Here is a 22,414-nt window from a genome sequence, read left to right on the forward strand (position 1 = left end):
TTACACCCCTTCGGCGACATAACGGGCAATGATGTCGCCCATCTCATCAGTACTGACAGCGGCAGCGCCACGGGCTAAATCACCGGTGCGAATACCTTCTTCTAATGCGCGGTTAATGGCGCTTTCAATGGCGGTTGCCGCATCGTCGGCATCCAGGCTGTAACGCAGCAGCAACGCCAGCGACAGGATCTGCGCGATCGGGTTGGCGATGTTTTTCCCGGCGATATCCGGCGCAGAACCGCCCGCAGGTTCATACAAGCCGAAACCCTGCTCGTTCAGGCTGGCGGAAGGCAACATCCCCATTGAGCCGGTGATCATCGCGCATTCGTCAGACAGAATGTCGCCAAACAGGTTGGAGCACAGCAGCACGTCAAACTGAGAGGGATCTTTAATCAACTGCATCGTGGCATTGTCGATGTACATGTGCGCCAGTTCGACATCCGGGTACGCTTTGGCGACCTCATTGACGATCTCGCGCCACAGAATAGACGTTTGCAGGACGTTGGCTTTGTCGATCGACGTAACTTTACGGCGACGTTTACGCGCCGATTCGAAGGCGATGCGCGCAATACGTTCGATTTCAAAACGGTGATACACCTCGGTATCGAAGGCTTTTTCATGTTGCCCGCTGCCTTCGCGGCCTTTCGGCTGACCAAAATAGATCCCGCCGGTTAATTCACGCACGCACAGGATGTCGAAACCGTTGGCCGCGATGTCGGCGCGCAGCGGACAGAAGGCTTCCAGCCCCTGGTACAGCTTTGCCGGACGCAGGTTGCTGAACAATTTGAAGTGTTTACGCAGTGGCAGCAATGCGCCGCGTTCCGGTTGGCTGTCCGGTGGCAGATTTTCCCATTTCGGGCCGCCGACGGAGCCAAACAGAATGGCATCCGCTTGTTCACAGCCTTCAACGGTCGCCTTCGGCAGCGGTTGACCGTGGTTGTCGATAGCGGCGCCGCCGACATCGTAATGGCTGGTGGTAATGCGCATGGCAAAACGACTGCGAACGGCTTCCAGGACTTTCAGGGCTTGCGCCATCACTTCCGGGCCAATACCGTCACCCGGCAAAACAGCAATATGGTAATTCTTCGACATCACACGGTTTCCTTATTGTTCTCTTTATTCTGAGCTTTGCGTTGCAATTCTTTTTCGACTTCGGCGGCGCGCCAGATGTTGTTCAGGACATGCACCATCGCTTTCGCGGAGGATTCGACGATATCGGTCGCCAGACCGACCCCGTGGAAGCGACGGCCGTTATAGTTGGCGACGATATCCACCTGGCCCAGCGCATCTTTGCCGTGGCCTTTCGCCGACAGGCTGTATTTCACCAGTTCGATGTTGTAATCGGTGATGCGGTTGATGGCCTGGTAAATGGCATCGACCGGGCCGTTGCCGTTCGCGGCTTCCGCTTTGATGTCGTCGCCGCAGGCCAGTTTGACGGAGGCCGTGGCGATATCGTTAGAGCCGGACTGCACGCTGAAATAGTCCAGACGGAAATGCTCTGGCTCTTCCTGTTGTTTATTGATGAAGGCCAGCGCCTCCAGGTCGTAATCGAATACCTGACCTTTTTTATCCGCCAGCTTCAGGAAAGCGTCGTACAGGTTGTCCAGATTGTATTCACTCTCTTTATAGCCCATCTCGTCCATACGGTGTTTTACGGCCGCACGCCCGGAGCGAGAGGTCAGGTTCAACTGGATCTGGTTCAGGCCGATAGACTCTGGCGTCATGATTTCGTAGTTTTCACGGTTTTTCAGCACGCCGTCCTGGTGAATGCCGGAGGAGTGGGCGAACGCGCCGCTGCCGACAATCGCTTTGTTCGCCGGGATCGGCATGTTGCAGATCTGACTGACCAACTGGCTGGTGCGCCAGATCTCCTGGTGATTGATGCGGGTATGCACATTCAGAATGTCCTGGCGTACCTTGATCGCCATGATGACTTCTTCCAGCGAGCAGTTACCGGCACGTTCGCCGATACCGTTCATGGCGCCTTCAACCTGACGCGCGCCCGCGTGGACGGCCGCCAGCGCGTTGCCGACGCCCAGACCTAAATCATCATGGGTATGTACGGAGATGATGGCCTTGTCGATATTCGGTACGCGCTCATACAGCCCGGAAATAATACCGCCGAACTCGAAGGGCATGGTGTAGCCCACGGTATCGGGAATGTTGATTGTTTTCGCACCCGCATTGATCGCCGCTTCCACGACGCGAGCGAGATCGTCAATCGGGGTACGGCCTGCGTCTTCGCATGAGAACTCCACGTCATCAGTGTAATTACGTGCACGCTTAACCATATAGATAGCACGCTCAATCACTTCATCCAGCGTGCTGCGCAGCTTGGTGGCGATATGCATCGGCGAGGTGGCGATAAAGGTATGGATGCGGAAAGCGTCCGCGACCTTCAGTGATTCTGCCGCGACGTCGATGTCTTTTTCCACGCAGCGGGCTAACGCGCAAACGCGGCTGTTTTTGACCTGGCGGGCGATAGTCTGTACCGACTCAAAATCGCCAGGTGAAGAGACGGGAAAACCCACTTCCATCACATCGACGCCCATACGTTCAAGGGCCAGGGCAATTTGCAGCTTTTCTTTCACACTCAGGCTAGCCTGTAACGCCTGTTCACCGTCGCGTAAAGTGGTATCGAAAATAATGACTTGCTGGCTCATGGTTTAGGTCCTTGTCTCTTTAGGGCGCCTTGCTTCGAGCATAAAAAAACCCGCGCAACGGCGCGGGTTTTTAATCTTACTGATGCTGACTTAATGCTGAATGTCGCTCACCAGTCTACCGCGCAACGAAGATGCGTTTAGTAGTAGTAGACCGTTAAAGCGAGCGATACGAATCATTAAATCAACTCCAGATGAATGCGATATGCTTTTAGTGGTACTGGATACGCTGCGCGATGTCAACCCTGTTGCAGATAAACCCTCCCATGCAGAGGGGATCTTGCGTTCTGTACTTTAGCTAATTGTGCTGAACTTTCAGGCGAATGCAAAATAAATCGACAGGAGGTGCGTACATACTTTTCACTGTTTGACATATTTGAGCATGTTTATTTGCAACTACAGCAAGCTGAAAGGGGGGTAAAGGTATTGCAAAGGTCGTACTTATCTTTTTGATTTTATTTATTTTTATATCTTTCGTGAATAAATTAATGAATCCGTTGCACACGTTATTGATAAATTATTGTTAAGAGTAAAAGCACAACTAATATAAACAATTAATTAAAACTTAATTTATTATTCACCAAAAGCATGATTGTGTATTCGCCACGCTTATGTTTATATTGCTTTTGTAATTTAAACATTATGAATCATCGTGCTGTGGCCTCTGCCGTATTGTACTGGCATGGGCTTTCGCCTTTTCCTGAACGATGCCTTTATGTTTTCCTAATTTTTATGTTTTCTCTTTTTCTTATTTTATATGCATGATAAATCATATTTCCTGAGATTATTTCTGCATTTCGTCAAGAAAAAGGGAGTTTAGTGTGACAGTGGAGTTAACTATGCCAGAGATAGAAATAGATAAACCGCATCCGATAGAAATGGTTAAGCCTCAGCTTCGTATGGTTGATCTGAATTTACTGACCGTCTTTGACGCCGTGATGCAAGAGCAGAATATCACGCGGGCGGCCCACTCCCTGGGGATGTCGCAGCCCGCAGTCAGTAATGCGGTGGCGCGTCTGAAAGTCATGTTTAATGACGAGCTGTTTGTCCGGTACGGACGCGGTATCCAGCCAACGGCGCGCGCTTATCAGCTATTTGGTTCCGTTCGCCAGGCGTTACAGTTGGTGCAAAATGAGTTGCCCGGTTCAGGTTTTGAACCCGCCAGCAGCGAGCGTGTATTCCATCTTTGCGTGTGCAGCCCGCTGGATAATATTCTGACGTCGCTTATTTATAATCGCGTTGAAAAGATTGCGCCGAATATTCATGTCGTTTTTAAATCATCGTTAAATCAAAATACGGAACATCAGCTGCGTTATCAGGAAACGGAATTTGTTATTGGGTATGAAGAGTTTCGCCGTCCTGAGTTTACCAGCGTATCGTTATTTAAAGATGAAATGGTGCTTGTCGCCAGCAGAAAACATCCGCGTATCAGCGGTCCGTTGCTGGAGAGCGATGTTTATAATGAACAACATGCGGTCGTTTCACTCGATCGCTATGCCTCATTTAGCCAGCCGTGGTATGACACGCCAGACAGACAAAGCTGTATCGCTTATCAGGGAATGGCATTGATCAGCGTGCTTAATGTTGTCTCTCAAACGCAACTGGTGGCAGTTGCGCCGCGTTGGTTAGCCGATGAATTTGCTGAGTCATTAGCGTTACAGATATTACCGTTGCCTTTAAAACTGAATAGCCGGACCTGTTATCTTTCCTGGCATGATGCCGCGGGTCGGGATAAGGGTCATCAATGGATGGAAGAGTTATTGGTTTCTGTCTGTCAAAAGTGAATACGGGCGGAATAAATCAGAGTGAAATATCTGGTTTATTCTGCTTTTTCGTCTGTGTGTGAAATTTTATACTGAATTGTGCATCCAGGCGTTTTACGCATATCGCAAAAAATGGCGATATTGCTGTAAGTCCCCATTTTTAAGCGATTATTTATCATCACATCTGCTTATCCTGGTGTAATTCGCCGTTTCTTCTGCGCTTTCATCTCATTTATTCTTATTTATCTTCGAACGACGACATCAGCCTGAATTGCCTGCGTCATGGTGAGCAGTTAATGTGTTAGCAAAAGGTAAATCATCATAATAGTGGAGCAAGCCATGGAGATGTTGTCTGGAGCCGAGATGGTCGTCCGATCGCTCATCGATCAGGGCGTGAAGCAGGTATTCGGTTATCCCGGGGGCGCGGTCCTCGATATTTATGATGCGCTGCACACGGTCGGTGGTATTGATCATGTGCTTGTCCGTCATGAACAAGCGGCTGTGCATATGGCGGATGGTCTGGCGCGGGCAACAGGTGAAGTCGGGGTCGTTCTGGTCACTTCCGGGCCAGGCGCCACGAATGCGATCACCGGTATTGCCACGGCCTATATGGACTCCATTCCTCTGGTCATCCTTTCCGGGCAAGTGGCGACGTCGTTGATTGGCTATGACGCCTTTCAGGAATGCGACATGGTGGGGATCTCACGTCCGGTGGTGAAACACAGCTTCCTCGTTAAACAGACGGAAGACATCCCGCAGGTGCTGAAAAAAGCGTTCTGGCTGGCGGCAAGCGGGCGTCCTGGACCCGTGGTCGTGGACCTCCCGAAAGATATTCTGAATCCGGCGAAAAAGTTGCCCTACGTCTGGCCGGAGTCGGTCAGTATGCGCTCTTATAACCCGACCACGACAGGGCATAAAGGGCAGATTAAGCGCGCGCTGCAAACGCTGGCGGCGGCAAAAAAACCGGTGGTCTACGTCGGCGGCGGTGCAGTGAATGCGGGTTGTCATGAACAACTGCGGCAAACCATTGAAGCGCTCAACCTGCCGGTCGTCTCGTCGCTGATGGGGCTGGGCGCATTCCCGGCCACGCATCGTCAGTCGTTAGGGATGCTGGGGATGCACGGCACCTATGAAGCCAACATGACCATGCATCATTCCGATGTGATTTTTGCCGTCGGGGTGCGTTTTGACGATCGCACGACCAATAATCTGGCGAAATACTGCCCGAATGCGACCGTGCTGCATATCGATATCGATCCGACGTCTATCTCTAAAACCGTGACGGCGGATATTCCCATTGTGGGCGATGCGCGCCTGGTTCTGGAGCAAATGCTGGAATTACTGCCGCAGGAAGTCGCGCAGCAGCCGCTGGATGATATTCGCGACTGGTGGCAACACATTGAACGCTGGCGCGCCCGTCAGTGCCTGAAATATGACATCCAAAGCGAGAGCATTAAACCGCAGGCGGTGATCGAGGCTATCTGGCGTCTGACGAAAGGCGATGCGTATGTCACTTCTGATGTCGGCCAGCACCAGATGTTCGCCGCGCTCTATTACCCCTTTGATAAGCCGCGTCGCTGGATTAACTCCGGCGGTCTCGGCACGATGGGCTTTGGCCTGCCAGCGGCTCTGGGCGTGAAGATGGCGCTGCCGGATGAAACGGTGGTGTGCGTCACGGGAGATGGCAGCATTCAGATGAACATCCAGGAGCTGTCGACGGCGCTACAGTACGAACTGCCGGTACTGGTGCTCAACCTGAATAACCGCTATCTGGGAATGGTGAAACAGTGGCAGGACATGATCTACTCCGGGCGTCATTCGCAATCTTATATGCAATCGCTGCCGGATTTTGTACGCCTTGCCGAGGCTTATGGGCATATCGGTATCCAGATTAATCATCCAGATGAACTGGAGAGCAAGCTGGGCGAAGCGCTGGAACATGTGCGTAACCATCGTCTGGTGTTTGTCGATGTCACCGTCGATGGCAGTGAGCATGTCTACCCGATGCAGATTCGTGGGGGCGGGATGGATGAAATGTGGTTAAGCAAAACGGAGAGGACCTGATTATGCGCCGGATATTATCAGTATTGCTGGAAAACGAGTCGGGTGCATTGTCGCGTGTGATTGGCCTCTTCGCCCAGCGTGGATACAACATTGAAAGCCTTACCGTCGCGCCGACCGACGATCCGACGTTATCGCGTATGACCATCCAGACGGTTGGCGATGAGAAAGTCCTGGAACAGATCGAAAAGCAGCTTCACAAGCTGGTGGATGTTCTGCGCGTAAGCGAACTTGGGCAGGGCGCGCACGTTGAGCGAGAAATCATGCTGGTGAAGATTCAGGCCAGCGGATACGGAAGGGAAGAGGTGAAGCGCAACACGGAGATTTTCCGTGGGCAGATTATTGATGTCACGCCTTCTATTTATACCGTTCAGCTGGCAGGCACCAGCGATAAGCTGGACGCGTTTCTGGCGACGCTGCGTGAAGTGGCGAAAATTGTTGAAGTTGCCCGTTCCGGCGTCGTCGGGCTTTCGCGCGGCGACAAGATCATGCGTTAATCATTGTTTTGTCTTTCAATTGTAGGCCTGATAAGCGAAGCGCCATCAGGCATTATACCCTGCCGGATGGCGCTAATGCTTATCCGGCCTACAGGTGACGTCTCGACCTCCGCCGACGCTACCCGTTGGCTTTTTTTTGCGAAATCAGTGGTAACCCGGAATAAAAGCGGTTGCCGCAGTCACTATTCTGCGCTTAGATGTTAAGAAATTTAACCCATGCCGTCACAATGGTTATGGTTTGTACATTTTACGCAAGGGGCAATTGTGAAACTGGATGAAATCGCTCGGCTGGCCGGTGTATCGCGAACGACTGCAAGCTACGTTATTAACGGAAAAGCAAAGCAATACCGCGTGAGCGACAAGACCGTCGAGAAAGTCATGGCGGTGGTGCGTGAGCATAATTACCACCCGAATGCTGTGGCCGCCGGGCTGCGTGCTGGACGCACACGTTCTATCGGACTGGTCATTCCCGATCTGGAGAACACGAGTTATACCCGTATCGCAAACTACCTGGAGCGCCAGGCGCGCCAGCGCGGTTATCAACTGCTGATTGCCTGCTCAGAAGATCAGCCGGATAACGAAATGCGGTGTATCGAACATCTTCTACAACGCCAGGTGGATGCGATCATTGTATCAACCTCGTTACCGCCGGAGCATCCGTTCTACCAGCGCTGGGCCAATGGTTCCTTCCCCATCGTGGCGCTGGATCGCGCGCTGGATCGCGAACATTTCACCAGCGTTGTCGGGGCGGATCAGGATGATGCGGAAATGCTGGCGGCAGAGTTACGTAAATTCCCGGCGGAAACGGTGCTTTACCTGGGCGCGTTGCCGGAGCTGTCCGTCAGTTTCCTGCGCGAGCAGGGGTTCCGTACCGCATGGAAAGACGATCCGCGCGAAGTACACTATCTGTATGCCAACAGCTACGAGCGGGAAGCGGCGGCGCAGCTGTTCGAAAAATGGCTGGAAACTCACCCGATGCCGCAGGCGCTGTTTACCACGTCGTTTGCGCTCTTGCAGGGCGTGATGGATGTAACGTTACGTCGTGACGGGAAGCTGCCTTCCAACCTGGCGATCGCCACCTTTGGCGATAATGAGCTGCTCGACTTCTTGCAGTGTCCGGTTCTGGCGGTCGCACAGCGTCATCGTGATGTTGCTGAACGCGTCCTGGAGATCGTCCTGGCCAGCCTGGATGAGCCGCGTAAACCGAAGCCAGGTTTAACGCGAATCAAACGTAATTTGTACCGTCGCGGTATTCTTAGCCGCAGTTAGTCCATTTCTGTCGGCCGGATAAGGCGGTTATGCCGCCATCCGGCAAATCGCCCGGCGGCGTTGTCGCTGACCGGGCAAATATTCACCTGCCAACAATACTCACACCATAATTAAGATTATTCCTTAGAATTATCCGACTTATCTTTCAAATATGCTGATTTTAAACCTGTCGATACCGACTTCAGGTTTATTGAGACGTCGTATTGAACCCGTTTTGTATTATTTTGTTACATGCGGGCGACGAATTGCCGAATTAACAAACACTTTTTTTCGATGTGGCCTTCACGTCGCGGCTGGCTTGTCGGTGCGGGGCGTAGAGAGCGATAAACAGGTACTGTTATCTCGCTGCATATTGTCCTAAAATGCCGCTCGCGTCGCAAACTGACACTTTATATTTTTATCAGATGATATTGAGTCGTTTTAAACGGTGATGAGTTTTTGGATCTTTTTTCTTACAAATATTCATGACGTTAATTTGCTTCGCTCGTTGGACGGAATTTAATCAACGCTGATATTAGCCGTATACATTGGGTTTTTTACTCCGGTAAGCGTCCTGACTTGCTTGACAAGCTTTTCCTCCGCTCCGTAAACTCCTTTAAGTGGGAATTTGTGGGGCAAAGTGGTAATAAGGGGTGAGGCTGGCATGTTCCGGGGAGCAACGTTAGTCAATCTCGACAGTAAGGGGCGCTTATCTGTGCCCACCCGTTACCGGGATCAACTGATCGAGAACGCTACCGGTCAAATGGTTTGTACCATTGACATCCATCACCCGTGCCTGCTGCTTTACCCCCTGCCTGAATGGGAAATTATCGAGCAAAAATTATCGCGTCTGTCGAGCATGAACCCGGTTGAGCGCCGCGTGCAGCGTTTACTGTTGGGGCATGCCAGCGAATGTCAGATGGATAGCGCGGGTCGCTTATTGATCGCGCCGATTCTGCGGCAACATGCCGGGCTGACGAAAGAAGTGATGCTGGTTGGACAGTTCAATAAGTTTGAACTGTGGGATGAAACGACCTGGTATCAACAGGTCAAGGAAGATATCGACGCTGAGCAGTCAGTAACCGAAACCTTGTCGGAACGACTGCAGGACTTGTCTCTATAATGATGATGGAAAATTTTAAACACACTACGGTGCTGCTGGACGAGGCCGTAAATGGTCTGAACATTCGCCCTGACGGCATCTACATTGATGGGACATTTGGTCGCGGCGGCCACTCACGTCTGATCCTCTCCCGGCTTGGCGAAGAGGGACGTTTGCTGGCGATCGATCGCGATCCGCAGGCTATTGCCGAAGCCCAGGCCATCAATGATCCTCGCTTCTCCATCATTCATGGACCTTTCTCTGCGCTTGCTGATTATGTAAGTGAGCGCGAACTTATCGGCAAGATCGACGGGATTCTCCTTGATCTTGGCGTCTCTTCACCGCAACTCGATGATGCTGAACGTGGTTTTTCTTTTATGCGCGATGGCCCGCTGGATATGCGTATGGATCCAACGCGCGGTCAGTCTGCCGCAGAATGGCTGCAAACCGCGGAAGAAGCCGATATTGCCTGGGTGCTGAAAACCTTTGGCGAAGAGCGTTTTGCGAAACGTATTGCCCGCGCCATTGTGGAGCGCAACCGCGAACAGCCCATGACCCGCACCAAAGAACTGGCGGAAGTGGTCGCAGCGGCGACGCCGGTGAAGGACAAATTCAAACATCCCGCGACCCGTACCTTCCAGGCGGTGCGCATTTGGGTGAACAGTGAACTGGAGGAGATAGAGCAGGCGCTAAAAAGCTCGCTCAGCGTGCTGGCCCCGGGTGGGCGGCTTTCCATTATCAGTTTCCACTCGCTGGAAGACCGTATTGTGAAGCGCTTTATGCGTGAGCAAAGCCGCGGTCCACAGGTTCCAGCAGGGTTGCCGATGACGGAAGAGCAGCTCAAAAAACTGGGCGGTCGTGAGCTAAGAGCATTAGGCAAGTTGATGCCGGGCGAAGAAGAAGTGGCGGAAAATCCACGCGCCCGTAGTTCAGTTCTGCGTATTGCAGAGAGGACGAACGCATGATCAGCAGAGTGACAGAAGCCCTGAGCAAAGTGAAGGGATCGACGGGAATCACCAATCGCCATGCTTTGCCTGGCGTGATCGGTGACGATCTTTTGCGATTTGGGAAGCTGCCACTCTGCCTGTTCATTTGCATCATTTTAACGGCGGTCACCGTCGTGACAACGGCGCACCATACGCGCCTGTTAACCGCGCAGCGCGAGCAACTGGTGCTGGAGCGTGATGCGCTGGATATCGAATGGCGCAACCTGATTCTTGAAGAAAACGCGCTCGGCGATCATAGCCGGGTAGAACGGATCGCAACGGAAAAGTTGCAGATGCAGCATGTCGATCCCTCACAAGAAAATATCGTAGTGCAAAAATAAGGATAAACGCGACGCATGAAAGCAGCGGCAAAGACGCTCAAACCAAAACGCCAGGAAGAACAAGCCAACTTTGTCAGTTGGCGTTTTGCGTTGCTGTGCGGCTGCATTCTGCTGGCGCTGGGTTTCCTGCTGGGGCGTGTGGCCTGGCTGCAAATTATTGCGCCTGACATGTTAGTGCGTCAGGGCGACATGCGCTCTCTGCGTGTACAGGAAGTCTCCACCTCTCGCGGCATGATCACCGACCGCTCTGGTCGCCCACTGGCGGTGAGCGTGCCGGTAAAAGCCATCTGGGCGGACCCGAAAGAGCTGCATGATGCAGGCGGGATCACGCTGGACAACCGCTGGAAAGCGCTGGCGGACGCGCTGAAAATGCCGCTCGACCAACTGGCGGCTCGCGTCAATGCGAACCCGAAAGGCCGCTTTATCTATCTGGCGCGTCAGGTTAACCCGGATCTCGGCGACTACATCAAAAAACTGAAGCTGCCAGGCATTCATCTGCGCGAAGAGTCCCGCCGTTACTATCCTTCCGGGGAAGTGACCGCTCACCTCATTGGCTTCACTAACGTCGATAGCCAGGGGATTGAAGGCGTCGAGAAGAGCTTCGATAAGTGGCTGACCGGCCAGCCAGGCGAACGTATTGTACGTAAAGACCGTTATGGCCGGGTTATTGAAGATATCTCTTCTACCGACAGCCAGGCCGCGCACAATCTGGCGCTGAGCATTGATGAGCGCCTGCAAGCGTTGGTCTATCGCGAACTGAACAACGCCGTGGCCTTCAACAAAGCGGAGTCAGGCAGCGCCGTGCTGGTGGATGTCAATACTGGCGAAGTGCTGGCAATGGCGAACAGCCCGTCCTACAACCCGAATAATCTGACCGGTACGCCGAAAGACGCTATGCGTAACCGTACCATCACGGACGTGTTTGAACCCGGTTCAACCGTCAAACCGATGGTGGTGATGACCGCGTTACAGCGCGGGGTCGTGCGTGAAAACACCGTGCTGAACACGGTGCCATATCGAATTAATGGTCACGAAATCAAAGACGTGGCGCGTTACAGCGAATTGACCCTGACCGGGGTTTTACAGAAGTCGAGTAACGTCGGCGTTTCTAAGCTGGCGTTAGCGATGCCGTCCTCAGCGTTAGTAGATACTTACTCACGTTTTGGGCTAGGAAAGGCGACCAATTTGGGGTTGGTCGGAGAACGCAGTGGCTTATATCCTCAAAAACAACGGTGGTCTGACATAGAGAGGGCCACCTTCTCTTTCGGCTATGGGCTAATGGTAACCCCGTTACAGTTAGCGCGAGTCTACGCAACGATTGGCAGCTACGGCGTTTATCGTCCGCTGTCGATTACCAAAGTTGATCCTCCTGTACCGGGCGAGCGCGTCTTCCCGGAAGCGACCGTTCGTACCGTCGTCCACATGATGGAAAGCGTGGCGCTGCCGGGCGGCGGCGGCGTGAAGGCGGCGATCAAAGGTTATCGCATCGCCATTAAAACCGGTACGGCGAAAAAAGTGGGGCCGGATGGCCGCTACATCAACAAATACATTGCTTATACCGCAGGCGTTGCGCCTGCGAGTCAGCCGCGCTTCGCGCTGGTGGTTGTTATCAACGATCCGCAGGCGGGTAAATACTACGGCGGCGCCGTTTCCGCGCCGGTATTCGGTGCCATTATGGGCGGCGTACTGCGCACCATGAACATCGAACCGGATGCGCTGGCAACGGGCGAAAAAAGTGAATTTGTAATTAACCAAGGCGAGGGAACAGGTGGCAGATCGTAATTTGCGCGACCTTCTCGCTCCGTGGGTGCCTGGCGCACCGGAGCGAGCACTGCGGGAGATGACACTCGACAGCCGTGTGGCTGCATCGGGCGATCTCTTTGTGGCAGTGGTGGGTCATCAGGCGGACGGGCGTCGATATATCCCGCAGGCGATAGCGCAAGGTGTGGCTGCCATTATTGCAGAGGCCAAAGATGAGGCGACCGACGGGGAAATCCGTGAAATGCACGGTGTGCCGGTTATCTATCTGAGCCAGCTAAACGAGCGTTTATCTGCACTGGCGGGCCGCTTCTACCACGAGCCATCTGAACATATGCGTCTGGTCGGCGTGACCGGAACGAACGGAAAAACCACCACCACGCAACTGCTGGCGCAGTGGAGCCAACTGCTTGGCGAAACCAGCGCGGTAATGGGAACGGTGGGTAATGGCCTGTTGGGCAAAGTGATCCCGACGGAGAACACAACCGGTTCCGCCGTTGACGTACAGCATGTGCTGGCCGGTCTGGTTGAGCAGGGCGCAACATTTGGCGCAATGGAAGTCTCTTCCCACGGCCTGGTGCAGCACCGGGTCGCCGCGCTGAAATTTGCCGCCTCTGTTTTCACGAATTTAAGCCGCGATCACCTTGATTATCACGGTGACATGGAACATTACGAAGCGGCGAAATGGATGCTCTATTCAACGCACCATTACGGCGAGGCTATCGTCAATGCCGATGATGAAGTCGGACGCCGATGGCTGGTGAGGTTGCCGGATGCCGTTGCGGTTTCGATGGAGGATCATATCAACCCGAACTGCCACGGACGTTGGCTGAAAGCGGTTGAGGTGAAGTACCACGATAGCGGCGCGACGATCCGTTTCGACTCCAGTTGGGGCGAAGGCGAGATTGAAAGCCGTCTGATGGGCGCGTTTAACGTCAGCAACCTGCTGCTGGCGCTGGCAACGTTGCTGGCGCTTGGCTACCCCCTGGCGGATCTGCTGAAAACCGCCCCCCGACTGCAACCGGTTTGCGGGCGGATGGAGGTGTTCAGCGCGCCGGGCAAAACTACGGTGGTGGTCGATTACGCCCACACGCCGGATGCGCTGGAAAAAGCGTTGCAGGCTGCGCGGTTGCACTGTACTGGTCAACTGTGGTGCGTCTTTGGCTGCGGCGGCGATCGCGATAAAGGTAAACGTCCGCTGATGGGGGCGATTGCCGAAGAGTTCGCGGACGTGGTGGTCGTGACGGACGATAACCCTCGTACCGAAGAGCCGCGCGCGATCATTAATGACATTCTGGCGGGTATGCTGGATGCCGGGCACGCGAAAGTGATGGAAGGCCGCGCAGAGGCGGTGACCTGCGCCATTATGCAGGCGAAAGAAAACGACGTGGTTCTGGTCGCGGGTAAAGGGCATGAGGATTACCAGATTGTCGGTACTCAACGCCTTGATTACTCCGACCGCGTGACGGCTGCGCGTCTGCTGGGGGTGATCGCATGATTAGCGTAACGCTCAGCCAACTGGCCGGTATTCTGCACGGCGAATTACAGGGCGCCGACCTGACGATTGACGCAGTCACGACTGATACGCGTAAAGTGACGCCGGGCTGCCTGTTTGTGGCGCTGAAAGGCGAGCGTTTCGATGCCCATGATTTTGCGGATAACGCGAAAGCGGGCGGTGCCGGTGCGCTGCTGGTGAGTCGCCCGCTGGATTGCGATCTGCCGCAGCTGATCGTCAAAGATACGCGGCTGGCCTTCGGCGAACTGGCCGCATGGGTTCGGGCGCAGGTTCCCGCTCGCGTCGTGGCGTTAACCGGCTCCTCCGGCAAAACATCCGTTAAAGAGATGACCGCCGCCATTCTGAGTCAGTGTGGCAACACCTTATACACCGCGGGCAACCTGAATAACGATATCGGCGTACCGATGACGTTGCTGCGGTTAAACAACGATTATGACTATGCCGTCATTGAGTTAGGCGCCAATCACCAGGGCGAAATTGCCTGGACCGTCGGCCTGACGCGTCCTGAAGCGGCACTGGTTAATAATCTGGCGGCAGCGCATCTGGAAGGATTCGGTTCGCTGGCGGGCGTGGCGAAAGCGAAAGGCGAAATCTATACCGGCTTGCCGGTGAATGGAATCGCTATTATGAATGCCGATAACAACGACTGGCTGAACTGGCAGGGCATTATTGGCGATCGCAAAGTGTGGCGTTTTTCACCGAATGCCGCCAACAGCGATTTTACCGCGACCAATATCCATGTGACCTCGCACGGTACGGAATTCACGCTGCAAACGCCGACGGGCGACATTGACGTCCTGCTGCCGCTGCCTGGTCGCCACAATATTGCAAACGCGCTGGCGGCGGCTGCGCTGTCGATGGCGGTAGGGGCTACCCTTGACGCCATTAAAACCGGTCTGGCGAACCTGAAAGCCGTGCCGGGGCGCCTGTTCCCCATCCAGTTGAATGACAACCAGCTGTTACTTGATGACTCCTATAACGCCAACGTCGGTTCGATGACCGCCGCTGTGCAGGTGCTGTCTGAAATGCCGGGCTACCGGGTGCTGGTGGTCGGCGATATGGCGGAGCTGGGCGCGGAAAGCGAAACATGCCATGTTCAGGTCGGTGAAGCGGCAAAAGCGGCGGGTATCGACAGCGTGCTGAGTACAGGAAAACTGAGTCAGGCGATCGGCAATGCCAGCGGCGTTGGCGAACATTTTGCGGATAAATCGGCTCTGGTCGCGCGTCTTAACACGCTGATTGCGGAGCATCAGATTATTACTATTTTAGTGAAGGGTTCACGTAGTGCCGCCATGGAAGAGGTAGTACGCGCATTACAGGAGAATGGAACATGTTAGTTTGGCTGGCCGAACATTTGGTCAAATATTATTCCGGCTTTAACGTCTTTTCCTATCTGACGTTTCGCGCCATCGTCAGCCTGCTGACCGCGCTGTTCATCTCCTTGTGGATGGGCCCGCGTATGATTGCCCGCTTACAAAAATTGTCTTTTGGCCAGGTCGTGCGTAATGACGGCCCGGAATCGCACTTTAGCAAGCGCGGTACGCCAACAATGGGCGGCATTATGATTCTGACGGCGATTGTGGTCTCCGTCCTGCTGTGGGCTTACCCGTCTAACCCGTACGTCTGGTGCGTGCTGGTGGTGCTGGTGGGCTACGGCATTATTGGTTTTGTCGATGATTACCGCAAAGTGGTGCGTAAAGACACCAAAGGGCTGATCGCTCGCTGGAAATATTTCTGGATGTCGGTGATTGCGCTGGGCGTGGCGTTCGCGCTGTATCTGGCAGGGAAAGACACGCCGGCCACCGAACTGGTGGTGCCGTTCTTTAAAGACGTGATGCCGCAACTGGGTCTGTTCTACGTGCTGCTGGCGTACTTCGTGATCGTCGGAACGGGCAACGCGGTTAACCTGACCGATGGACTGGACGGCCTGGCGATTATGCCGACCGTATTCGTCGCCGCCGGTTTTGCGCTGGTGGCGTGGGCAACCGGCAACATGAACTTCGCCAACTACCTGCATATTCCGTACTTACGCCATGCCGGTGAACTGGTGATTGTCTGTACGGCGATTGTCGGCGCGGGCTTGGGCTTCCTGTGGTTTAACACCTATCCGGCGCAGGTCTTTATGGGAGACGTCGGGTCGCTGGCGCTGGGCGGCGCGCTGGGCATCATCGCGGTGCTGCTGCGTCAGGAGTTTTTGCTGGTGATTATGGGCGGTGTGTTTGTGGTGGAAACCCTGTCAGTCATTTTGCAGGTCGGTTCCTTTAAATTGCGCGGGCAGCGCATCTTCCGCATGGCGCCGATTCATCATCACTATGAACTGAAAGGCTGGCCGGAACCGCGCGTTATCGTGCGCTTCTGGATTATTTCGCTGATGCTGGTCCTGATTGGCCTGGCAACGCTGAAGGTACGTTAATCATGGCTGATTACCAGGGTAAAAAAGTCGTCATTATTGGTCTGGGATTGACCGGACTTTCCTGCGTGGACTTTTTCCTGGCGCGCGGCGTAACGCCGTGCGTAATGGATACCCGTGCGACGCCGCCGGGTCTGGACAAATTACCGGAAGCGGTAGAGCGTCACGTCGGCAGCCTGAATGATGACTGGCTACTGGCGGCGGATCTGATTGTCGCCAGCCCTGGTATTGCTCTGGCGCACCCTTCACTGAGCGCTGCCGCCGATGCGGGTATTGAGATTGTCGGCGATATCGAACTGTTCTGTCGCGAAGCGCAGGCGCCGATCGTGGCGATCACCGGATCGAACGGTAAAAGCACCGTGACCACGCTGGTAGGCGAGATGGCGAAAGCGGCGGGCGTGAACGTGGGCGTTGGCGGTAACATCGGTCTGCCTGCGTTGATGCTGCTGGACGCCGCTCGCGAGCTGTACGTACTGGAGCTTTCCAGCTTCCAGCTGGAAACGACATCCAGCCTACAGGCCGTTGCCGCAACCATCCTGAACGTTACCGAAGACCATATGGACCGATATCCGTTTGGCCTGCAACAGTATCGAGCGGCAAAACTGCGCGTGTATGAGAATGCGAAAGTTTGCGTGGTGAATGCCGATGACGCGCTGACCATGCCGGTACGCGGCGCGGATGCGCGTTGCGTCAGTTTTGGCGTCAACATGGGGGATTATCACCTCAATCGCCAGCAGGGCGAGACCTGGCTGCGGGTGAAGGGTGAAAAAGTGTTGAACGTGAAAGAGATGAAGCTTTCCGGCCAGCACAACTACACCAATGCGCTGGCGGCGCTGGCGCTGGCCGATGCGGCGGGTTTACCGCTCGCCAGCAGCCTGAAAGCGTTGACGACCTTTACCGGCCTGGCGCATCGCTTCCAGCTGGCGCTGGAGCATAACGGCGTGCGCTGGATTAACGATTCCAAAGCCACCAACGTAGGCAGCACGGAAGCGGCGCTGAATGGCCTGCACGTAGACGGTACGCTGCACCTGCTGCTCGGCGGCGATGGTAAATCGGCAGATTTCTCTTCGCTCACCCGTTACCTGGGCGGCGATCGCGTTCGCCTGTACTGCTTTGGTCGTGATGGCGCGCAGCTGGCGGCGCTGCGCCCGGAAATCGCAGAACAAACTGAGACGATGGAAGAGGCGATGCGTCTGCTGGCGCCGCGTTTGCAACCGGGCGATATGGTCCTGCTGTCTCCGGCCTGCGCCAGCCTCGATCAGTTTAAGAATTTTGAGCAACGGGGCGATGTCTTTACCCGTCTGGCGAAGGAGTTAGGTTGATGCGTTTATCTCTCCCTCGCCTGAGAATGCCGCGCCTGCCGGGATTTGGAATCCTGGTATGGGTCTTTACGGCGCTTAAAGGCTGGGTGATGGCGTCGCGCGATAAAGACGACGATAGCCTGATCATGTACGACCGCACGTTGCTCTGGCTGACATTTGGCCTGGCGGCGATCGGTTTCATCATGGTGACGTCGGCGTCAATGCCTGTCGGACAACGTCTGGCGAACGATCCTTTCCTGTTTGCCAAGCGTGACGCGCTGTACATACTCCTGGCGTTTTGCCTGGCGATGATCACGCTGCGTTTACCGATGGAGTTCTGGCAAAAGTACAGCACCACGATGCTGATCGCGTCGATCATCATGTTGTTGATCGTGCTGGTGGTGGGTAGCTCAGTTAACGGGGCATCGCGTTGGATTGCGCTGGGGCCGCTGCGTATTCAGCCTGCGGAATTTACCAAACTGTCGCTGTTCTGCTACCTCGCCAACTATCTGGTGCGCAAAGTTGATGAAGTGCGTAATAACCTGCGCGGCTTCTTAAAACCGATGGGCGTGATTCTGGTGCTGGCGATTTTGCTGCTGGCGCAGCCCGATCTCGGGACGGTGGTGGTGCTGTTCGTTACCACGCTGGCGATGCTGTTTCTCGCCGGGGCGAAGTTATGGCAGTTCATTGCCATCATCGGCATGGGGATATCGGCGGTGATCCTGCTGATCCTCGCCGAACCGTATCGTATTCGCCGTGTGACCTCTTTCTGGAACCCCTGGGAAGATCCGTTTGGCAGCGGCTACCAGCTGACGCAATCCCTGATGGCATTTGGCCGTGGTGAGATGTGGGGGCAGGGGCTGGGGAACTCGGTACAAAAACTGGAGTATCTGCCGGAAGCGCATACTGACTTCATCTTCGCCATTATTGGGGAAGAACTGGGTTATATCGGTGTGGTACTGGCGCTTTTAATGGTATTCTTCGTCGCTTTTCGCGCGATGTCGATTGGCCGTAAGGCGCTGGAGATTGATCACCGTTTTTCAGGATTCCTGGCCTGCTCGATTGGAATCTGGTTCAGCTTCCAGGCGCTGGTCAACGTCGGCGCGGCGGCAGGCATGCTGCCAACGAAGGGTCTGACGCTGCCGCTGATCAGTTATGGTGGTTCCAGTTTGCTGATCATGTCGACGGCTATCATGTTTTTGTTACGTATTGATTATGAAACGCGTCTGGAAAAAGCGCAGGCGTTTACACGAGGTTCACGATGAGTGGTCAACCGAAGCGGTTAATGGTGATGGCGGGCGGTACTGGCGGACATGTGTTCCCAGGACTGGCCGTCGCGCACCATTTAATGGACCAGGGCTGGCAAGTACGCTGGCTCGGAACCGCCGATCGTATGGAAGCGGATTTAGTGCCGAAGCATGGCATTGAGATTGATTTTATTCGCATTTCCGGTTTGCGCGGAAAAGGCGTGAAAGCGCTGCTGGCGGCACCGCTGCGTATTTTTAACGCCTGGCGTCAGGCGCGGGCGATCATGAAGCGGTTTAAGCCTGATGTGGTGCTCGGCATGGGCGGCTATGTCTCTGGCCCCGGCGGTCTGGCGGCGTGGTCGCTGGGTATTCCGGTTGTGCTGCATGAGCAAAACGGCATTGCAGGGTTGACCAATAAGTGGCTGGCGAAAATCGCCACGACGGTGATGCAGGCTTTTCCCGGCGCGTTTCCGAAAGCGGACGTGGTCGGAAACCCGGTACGTACTGACGTACTGGCGCTCCCCTTGCCGCAAGAACGCCTGGCCGGACGTGAAGGGCCGATTCGCGTGCTGGTGGTGGGCGGCTCTCAGGGGGCGCGGGTATTAAACCAGACGCTGCCGCAGGTTGCGGCAAAACTGGGCAATACGGTCACTATCTGGCATCAAAGCGGTAAAGGCGCGCAGCAGACCGTAGAGCAGGCTTATGCCGGGGCGGGGCAACCGCAGCATAAGGTGACGGAATTTATTGATGACATGGCCGCAGCCTATGCGTGGGCGGATGTTGTCGTTTGCCGCTCTGGCGCGTTAACGGTGAGTGAAATCGCCGCCGCCGGTTTGCCCGCGCTGTTTGTGCCGTTTCAGCATAAAGACCGGCAGCAGTACTGGAATGCCCTGCCGCTGGAGAAAGCGGGGGCCGCCAAAATTTTTGAGCAGCCGCAGTTTACTGTGGATGCCGTCGCCAGCACCCTGTCCGGGTGGTCGCGAGAAACGTTATTAACCATGGCAGAACGTGCCCGCGCTGCATCCATTCCAGATGCCACCGAGCGTGTTGCAAATGAAGTGAGCCGGGCTGCCCGGGCGTAATTGTGGCGGTGCCTTTTGCACCGCATGAATTGAGAAGTGAATGGCGTAAAGAATGAATACACAACAACTGGCAAAACTGCGTTCCATCGTGCCCGAAATGCGTCGCGTTCGGCACATCCACTTTGTCGGCATCGGTGGTGCCGGTATGGGCGGTATTGCCGAAGTTCTGGCCAATGAAGGGTATCAGATCAGTGGTTCTGATTTAGCGCCGAATCCGGTTACGCAGCAACTGGCGAGCCTTGGCGCCACCATTTTCTTCAATCATCGCCCGGAAAACGTGCGCGATGCGAGCGTGGTGGTGGTTTCCAGCGCGATCTCTGCGGATAACCCGGAGATTGTCGCGGCGCATGAAGCGCGTATTCCGGTGATCCGTCGCGCGGAGATGCTGGCGGAGTTAATGCGTTTTCGTCACGGCATCGCCATTGCCGGGACGCACGGTAAAACAACGACCACCGCGATGGTCTCCAGCATTTACGCGGAAGCGGGACTGGACCCGACCTTCGTCAACGGTGGGCTGGTGAAAGCGGCGGGCGTGCATGCGCGTTTAGGCCACAGCCGTTATCTGATTGCGGAAGCGGATGAGAGCGATGCGTCGTTCCTGCATCTGCAACCGATGGTGGCGATTGTCACCAATATTGAAGCCGACCATATGGATACTTACCAGGGCGACTTCGAAAATTTGAAGCAGACCTTTATTAATTTCCTGCACAATTTGCCGTTTTATGGTCGTGCAGTGATGTGTGTTGACGATCCGGTGATCCGCGAGCTGCTGCCGCGCGTGGGCCGTCAGACCACAACTTATGGTTTTAGCGACGACGCTGACGTGCGTGTGGAAGAGTACCAGCAGGTTGGGCCGCAGGGGCATTTTACGCTGCTGCGTCAGGATAAACCTGCAATGCAGGTGACGCTGAATGCGCCGGGCCGCCACAATGCGCTGAACGCGGCGGCTGCCGTGGCGGTGGCGACCGAAGAGGGGATTGACGACGAGGCGATTCTGCGCGCGCTGGAAAGCTTCCAGGGTACCGGGCGTCGCTTCGATTTCCTCGGCGAATTCCCGCTTGAGCCGGTAAACGGTAAAGCAGGGACGGCGATGCTGGTCGATGATTACGGCCATCATCCAACGGAAGTTGACGCCACCATTAAGGCCGCGCGTGCAGGCTGGCCGGATAAAAATCTGGTGATGGTTTTCCAGCCGCACCGCTTCACGCGTACGCGCGATCTGTACGACGATTTCGCCAACGTGCTGACGCAGGTTGACGCGCTGTTAATGCTGGATGTTTACGCCGCAGGCGAAGCGCCAATTCCGGGAGCGGACAGCCGTTCGCTGTGCCGTACGATTCGCGGTCGCGGTAAAATTGACCCGATTCTGGTCTCCGATCCGGCGCAGGTTGCGCAAATGCTGGCACCGGTATTAACCGGTAATGATTTGATTTTGGTGCAAGGCGCGGGAAATATCGGCAAAATTGCGCGCACCTTAGCTGAAATTAAACTGAAGCCGCAAACCCAGGAGGAGGAGCAACATGGCTGATAAAATCGCGGTCCTGTTGGGTGGAACCTCCGCCGAACGTGATGTTTCGCTGAATTCCGGCGCGGCGGTGCTGGCCGGGTTACGCGAAGGCGGCGTGGATGCGCATCCGATCGATCCGAAAGAGGTTGATGTCACCCTGCTGAAATCAATGGGTTTTCAGAAGGTGTTTATTGCGTTGCATGGTCGCGGCGGCGAAGATGGCACGCTGCAAGGGATGCTGGATCTGATTGGCCTGCCCTATACCGGCAGCGGGGTGATGGCTTCAGCAATCTCAATGGATAAACTGCGCAGCAAATTGCTGTGGCAGGGCGCCGGATTACCGGTTGCGCCGTGGGTGGCATTGACGCGCGCTGAGTTTGAAAAAGGGCTTAGCGACGACGCGCTAACGCGAATTTCTGCGCTGGGTTTGCCGCTGATTGTGAAGCCGAGCCGTGAAGGTTCCAGCGTCGGCATGTCGAAAGTGGTAGAAGAAAATGCTTTGCAGGCAGCATTAGCATTGGCTTTTCAGCATGATGAAGAAGTACTGATTGAGAAATGGCTCAGTGGCCCGGAATTTACGGTTGCGATACTCGGTGAAGAAATTTTACCGTCAATTCGTATCCAACCCGCCGGAACCTTCTATGATTATGAGGCGAAGTATCTCTCTGATGAGACACAATATTTCTGCCCGGCAGGTCTGGAAGATGAACAAGAGGCTATTTTGCAGACATTGGTCCTGAAAGCGTGGACCGCGTTGGGTTGCAAAGGATGGGGCCGCATTGACGTCATGCTGGACAGCGATGGCCAGTTTTATCTGCTGGAAGCGAATACCTCGCCGGGTATGACCAGCCACAGTCTGGTGCCGATGGCGGCGCGTCAGGCGGGCATGAGCTTCTCGCAGTTGGTGGTACGAATTCTGGAGTTGGCGGACTGAT

The 22,414-nt window shown here is 55.0% G+C and carries 19 protein-coding genes; 16 read left to right on the top strand and 3 right to left on the bottom strand.

Going from position 1 to position 22,414, the window contains the following annotated elements:
• The 3 genes from leuB to leuL form a co-directional block, all read right to left on the bottom strand.
• A complete protein-coding gene (gene leuB / locus OGX84_RS05105) occupies window positions 1-1,092 on the bottom strand; it encodes a 3-isopropylmalate dehydrogenase (RefSeq protein WP_012134092.1) in 1,092 nt (363 codons plus the stop codon).
• The gene (leuA, locus tag OGX84_RS05110; RefSeq protein WP_012134091.1) at window positions 1,092-2,663 is read right to left on the bottom strand and encodes a 2-isopropylmalate synthase; all 1,572 of its coding nucleotides are present in this window, start codon (window positions 2,661-2,663) and stop codon (window positions 1,092-1,094) included. Before leuA ends, leuB begins: the two co-directional genes overlap by 1 nt.
• Window positions 2,664-2,753: 90 nt before the next feature.
• Window positions 2,754-2,840 carry a leu operon leader peptide gene (leuL, locus tag OGX84_RS05115; RefSeq protein WP_047458945.1) on the bottom strand — a complete coding sequence of 29 codons (87 nt, stop codon included), beginning with the start codon at window positions 2,838-2,840 and terminating at the stop codon, window positions 2,754-2,756.
• Window positions 2,841-3,499: 659 nt separating this feature from the next.
• Here leuL and leuO point away from each other — a divergent pair.
• The 16 genes from leuO to OGX84_RS05195 all read left to right on the top strand — a co-directional run bounded on the left by leuO (window position 3,500) and on the right by OGX84_RS05195 (window position 22,413).
• Window positions 3,500-4,444 carry a transcriptional regulator LeuO gene (gene leuO / locus OGX84_RS05120; RefSeq protein WP_012134089.1) on the top strand — a complete coding sequence of 315 codons (945 nt, stop codon included), beginning with the start codon at window positions 3,500-3,502 and terminating at the stop codon, window positions 4,442-4,444.
• Between the two features lie 318 nt (window positions 4,445-4,762).
• A complete protein-coding gene (ilvI, locus tag OGX84_RS05125; RefSeq protein ID WP_286457511.1) occupies window positions 4,763-6,487 on the top strand; it encodes an acetolactate synthase 3 large subunit in 1,725 nt (574 codons plus the stop codon).
• Window positions 6,488-6,489: 2 nt separating this feature from the next.
• Window positions 6,490-6,981 carry an acetolactate synthase small subunit gene (gene ilvN, locus OGX84_RS05130; RefSeq protein ID WP_003829566.1) on the top strand — a complete coding sequence of 164 codons (492 nt, stop codon included), beginning with the start codon at window positions 6,490-6,492 and terminating at the stop codon, window positions 6,979-6,981.
• A gap of 264 nt (window positions 6,982-7,245) precedes the next feature.
• Window positions 7,246-8,250 carry a catabolite repressor/activator gene (cra, locus tag OGX84_RS05135; protein ID WP_024130712.1) on the top strand — a complete coding sequence of 335 codons (1,005 nt, stop codon included), beginning with the start codon at window positions 7,246-7,248 and terminating at the stop codon, window positions 8,248-8,250.
• Between the two features lie 643 nt (window positions 8,251-8,893).
• Window positions 8,894-9,352, top strand: a complete 459-nt coding sequence (gene mraZ / locus OGX84_RS05140) for a division/cell wall cluster transcriptional repressor MraZ (protein WP_012134081.1) — start codon at window positions 8,894-8,896, stop codon at window positions 9,350-9,352.
• Between the two features lie 2 nt (window positions 9,353-9,354).
• Window positions 9,355-10,296 carry a 16S rRNA (cytosine(1402)-N(4))-methyltransferase RsmH gene (gene rsmH / locus OGX84_RS05145; protein WP_024130711.1) on the top strand — a complete coding sequence of 314 codons (942 nt, stop codon included), beginning with the start codon at window positions 9,355-9,357 and terminating at the stop codon, window positions 10,294-10,296.
• Window positions 10,293-10,658 carry a cell division protein FtsL gene (gene ftsL, locus OGX84_RS05150; RefSeq protein ID WP_012134079.1) on the top strand — a complete coding sequence of 122 codons (366 nt, stop codon included), beginning with the start codon at window positions 10,293-10,295 and terminating at the stop codon, window positions 10,656-10,658. Before rsmH ends, ftsL begins: the two co-directional genes overlap by 4 nt.
• A gap of 15 nt (window positions 10,659-10,673) precedes the next feature.
• The gene (gene ftsI, locus OGX84_RS05155) at window positions 10,674-12,440 is read left to right on the top strand and encodes a peptidoglycan glycosyltransferase FtsI (protein ID WP_012134078.1); all 1,767 of its coding nucleotides are present in this window, start codon (window positions 10,674-10,676) and stop codon (window positions 12,438-12,440) included.
• Window positions 12,427-13,914 carry a UDP-N-acetylmuramoyl-L-alanyl-D-glutamate--2,6-diaminopimelate ligase gene (gene murE / locus OGX84_RS05160; RefSeq protein WP_058668566.1) on the top strand — a complete coding sequence of 496 codons (1,488 nt, stop codon included), beginning with the start codon at window positions 12,427-12,429 and terminating at the stop codon, window positions 13,912-13,914. The genes ftsI and murE overlap by 14 nt, the downstream gene beginning before the upstream one ends.
• On the top strand, window positions 13,911-15,269 hold the full coding sequence (gene murF / locus OGX84_RS05165; RefSeq protein WP_286457513.1) for a UDP-N-acetylmuramoyl-tripeptide--D-alanyl-D-alanine ligase: 1,359 nt from the start codon (window positions 13,911-13,913) through the stop codon (window positions 15,267-15,269). The genes murE and murF overlap by 4 nt, the downstream gene beginning before the upstream one ends.
• Window positions 15,263-16,345 carry a phospho-N-acetylmuramoyl-pentapeptide-transferase gene (gene mraY, locus OGX84_RS05170; protein ID WP_012134075.1) on the top strand — a complete coding sequence of 361 codons (1,083 nt, stop codon included), beginning with the start codon at window positions 15,263-15,265 and terminating at the stop codon, window positions 16,343-16,345. The genes murF and mraY overlap by 7 nt, the downstream gene beginning before the upstream one ends.
• A 2-nt stretch (window positions 16,346-16,347) precedes the next feature.
• Window positions 16,348-17,664, top strand: coding sequence for a UDP-N-acetylmuramoyl-L-alanine--D-glutamate ligase (murD, locus tag OGX84_RS05175; RefSeq protein WP_286457515.1), 1,317 nt, complete (start codon window positions 16,348-16,350; stop codon window positions 17,662-17,664).
• On the top strand, window positions 17,664-18,908 hold the full coding sequence (ftsW, locus tag OGX84_RS05180; protein WP_024130710.1) for a cell division protein FtsW: 1,245 nt from the start codon (window positions 17,664-17,666) through the stop codon (window positions 18,906-18,908). Before murD ends, ftsW begins: the two co-directional genes overlap by 1 nt.
• Window positions 18,905-19,972, top strand: a complete 1,068-nt coding sequence (gene murG / locus OGX84_RS05185; protein WP_112001186.1) for an undecaprenyldiphospho-muramoylpentapeptide beta-N-acetylglucosaminyltransferase — start codon at window positions 18,905-18,907, stop codon at window positions 19,970-19,972. Before ftsW ends, murG begins: the two co-directional genes overlap by 4 nt.
• A gap of 52 nt (window positions 19,973-20,024) precedes the next feature.
• Window positions 20,025-21,500, top strand: coding sequence for a UDP-N-acetylmuramate--L-alanine ligase (gene murC, locus OGX84_RS05190; protein WP_012134071.1), 1,476 nt, complete (start codon window positions 20,025-20,027; stop codon window positions 21,498-21,500).
• Entirely contained in the window at window positions 21,493-22,413 is a 921-nt protein-coding gene (locus OGX84_RS05195; protein ID WP_286457519.1) for a D-alanine--D-alanine ligase, read from the top strand. The genes murC and OGX84_RS05195 overlap by 8 nt, the downstream gene beginning before the upstream one ends.
• The last annotated feature ends 1 nt before the right edge of the window (window position 22,414 follow it).

This window comes from Citrobacter sp. CK202 (assembly GCF_030333225.1).
Lineage (GTDB): Bacteria > Pseudomonadota > Gammaproteobacteria > Enterobacterales > Enterobacteriaceae > Citrobacter_B > Citrobacter_B koseri.